At 44.9% G+C, this 3150-nt stretch carries 3 protein-coding genes; 1 reads left to right on the top strand and 2 read right to left on the bottom strand.

Annotated features, from left to right (window positions below):
- Positions 1-475 (bottom strand): biotin/lipoyl-binding protein (locus B3O33_RS03480; RefSeq protein WP_292362942.1); only part of this gene is annotated, 475 nt, incomplete at its 3' end.
- Between the two features lie 4 nt (positions 476-479).
- Positions 480-2660 (bottom strand): type I secretion system permease/ATPase, encoded by a 2181-nt coding sequence (locus B3O33_RS03475; protein WP_292361523.1) that lies wholly within the window; start codon positions 2658-2660, stop codon positions 480-482.
- A gap of 124 nt (positions 2661-2784) precedes the next feature.
- On the opposite strand from B3O33_RS03475, the gene B3O33_RS03470 reads away from it, so the two are divergent.
- Positions 2785-3123 (top strand): hypothetical protein, encoded by a 339-nt coding sequence (locus tag B3O33_RS03470; RefSeq protein WP_292361522.1) that lies wholly within the window; start codon positions 2785-2787, stop codon positions 3121-3123.
- Positions 3124-3150: the final 27 nt, after the last annotated feature.

Below are 3150 nucleotides of genomic sequence, written 5' to 3'. Positions count from 1 at the left end.
GGCGGGATTGATACAATGCACGCTCTTCTGCAGCCAGCGCTGGCTGAGCAATCGTTAATTCCTCAGGAAGTTCCAAGGCTTTTCCTTCACTTTCCGCATCCAATCTTGCTGTTCTTGCGACCAACTCCCAATAGGTTAACTGTGATTCACGGAAAGAAGATGAAAACCGCGTATCGTCTATTTTTAACAGGACATCACCTTTCTCTACCATTTGCCCTTCACTGACCAGTACTTCAGCGAGTATTCCGCCTTCAAGATTCTGTATCACCTGAACCTTGCTGGAGGGTACGACTTTGCCCTGTCCCCGAGTGACTTCATCAAGGGCTGCGACACTGGCCCACCACAAGGCAATACCGATAAACGCAGCAATCAATAATAATAAAATATGTCCTCCCCAGTGAGTTGAAGCCATCGTGGCCGCACTGATTTCAGACATAAAACTGACATCGTCATTATTTTTTTTAAACCAGGCCATCAATTTACCCTTTCGAAACCCGGATATGACCGCTCTTTAATGCAGCCAAAATTTGTTCCCGAGGTCCATCTGCTACTAGCTTGCCTTGATCCATTACCAAAACCCGGTCAACCAGACTTAATAAAGACGCACGATGCGTTACCAGAATCAGGGTTTTATCTTTGATAACTTCACTGAGTTTGGTTTTGAAACGCTCTTCACTACTGTTATCCATCGCATTGGTTGGCTCATCCAACACTAATACCGGTGGGTCCAGCAATAAAGCACGCGCCACAGCAATGCTCTGTCGCTGTCCTCCTGATAATCCTTCACCACGTTCACCGACCGGCATATCAAATCCTGATGGATGCCGGTTGATAAACTCCGTCACACCGGCAATATCCGCCGCCCGTAGAATAGCGGCATCATCAGCAAAAGGAGCACCCAGAGCAATATTGTCGCGTACACTTCCGTGAAACAGCATCACATCCTGAGGAACATAGCCCACAGACCGACGCAAATCGACAGGATCTATCTGGCGAAGATCTGTTTCATCCAGCAAAACAGCGCCTTCAGCAGGTTCATATAAGCCCAGAATTAATTTTTCTATTGAGCTTTTACCTGAACCAATTCGTCCAATTATCGCTACTTTTTCACCTGAGACGAGTTTGAAGGAAACATCACTTAACGCTTCTATAGCTTGTTCGGGATAGCGGAAACTCACCTGTTTAAATTCAATACCACCCTTAAACTTATCACGGTGTAAAAACTCTCGGCCATTTGGCCGTTCAACCGGCAGGCTCATCATGTTATTCAATGAAGCCAAAGCGGCTTTTGAATGATGAAATCGCGTCAAAATACCTGCGAGCTGCCCCATGGGTGCCAGGGCTCTGCCGGCCAATATAGTGCTGGCAATCAAGGCCCCCATACTGATTTCATTTTCGCTGATTTTATAAACCCCATAAACCACCACGGCAATCGTCGTCATTTGCTGGACAAAACTGGTTAAATTAACAGCCGCAGACGATAGTAATTTTGCCCGTTGGCTGTATTTGGATATGGAACCCGCAGTTTGCTCCCATTTGCGTTGTAGTGGCGTTTCCGCTCCCAGACTTTTTATCGTTTCAAGCCCGGTTAATGTTTCAATCAGTGTGGCACTTTTTTGCCCTGAATGACGAAATAGCTGTTTTATTGCCCGACCAAGAGGTATCTGAATGATCAAACTGATCAGTATGGTTAATGGAATTACCGCTAGAGGGATATAGGCCAAATCTCCGGCAATCATCCAGATAACGGCAATAAACAAAAAGGTAAATGGTAAATCGATCAATGTCGCCAGGGTTGCCGACGTAAAAAAGTCCCGAAATGACTCAAATTCCTGCATGCTGTTAGCAAAATTACCCACCGAATTGGGTCTGGCAGACATTTTGATGCCCAGCACTTTTTCGAAGATAGTAGCGGATAAAATGACATCGGCTTTTTTGCCCGCAACATCAATAAAATAGCCACGTAAAGTGCGGAGTAACAAGTCGAAGACAAAAACAATGGCCACACCAATTGCCAGCACCCACAAAGTCGCCAGAGCATGGTTTGGCACCACACGATCGTAGACATTCATGACAAATAATGGTGAAGCAATGGCAAACAAATTGACCAATATCGACGCCACAAACACTTCACTATAGATTGGCCAGTAACGGGTCAGTGTCCCCCAGAACCAATGCCTGGCACGCGGTATAGCCGAATTTTCACTTCGATTATCAAAATGCTGTACTGATCGAATGAAAATAGCATAACCCGAGTAATACGGTTGTAGTTCACTTAACTCTACAATCGCTTCACTATCGCCGTTTTCCGGATAAATTACCGTCGCCTGCTTATCTTTTAGCTTAAGCAAAATACAGGCATTGCCATCATTAAGTAACAGCACTGCCGGCAGAACCAGAGGAGAAATTTTACTTAACGGACGTTTAATGACTTTAGAAGATAACCCCGCCCGTTCAGCGGCTCTGGAAAACAGGTCTGGCGTAAGACGGTTATCCACAAGGGGAAGCCCTGCAACCAAGGAATCTGGACTGTGGGGCTTTCGTAAAAGTTTAGTGAGAACAGTCAGGCAAGCTAATAACGGATCATCGTGTGTCAAATAAGCCGCACCTGCATTCCATTGCCGATTTTGTACCTGTTCTTTAGTTGCTTTCTGTTCCATGTAATATGACGATGCCATCCAACTCAAAATGTGAGGAGTTCCACAGTTTTTTTCTTTACTGTAAACCTGTGACCGCTTAACCTTGCACAAGGTAGCATAATCAAGTAACAGCGGGAACAATAAGATGGTATATGTCGATCGCGATGAGAATGGTCAAATAATTGGAGTATTTAATTCTCCACAGAGCGATAACAGCCAATATATCTCGCCGCAGGCACCAGAATTACTTGAATTTCTTGGTCAATCCAACCGTCACGAAGATATACAAACCATCCTCACTGCTTCTGATATGGCGATGGTTCGGGTTATTGAAGACTTAGTGAATACACTTATAGATAAAGGGGTAATTTTATTTACTGAGTTACCCGAAGCGGCGCGCGACAAACTGGTTCAGCGCCAAAAGATTCGCCATCATCTTAATTCACTGGAAAATTTAATGAATGAAGATGATGGTTTGCTCTAGGGCTTGTTTATCTTTCATCTCCGCCTC

This window comes from Methylophaga sp. UBA1464 (genome assembly GCF_002325665.1).
GTDB lineage: Bacteria > Pseudomonadota > Gammaproteobacteria > Nitrosococcales > Methylophagaceae > Methylophaga.
The sequence above is the reverse complement of the archived record's forward strand: the minus strand, read 5'-3'. Positions and strand labels throughout refer to the sequence as shown.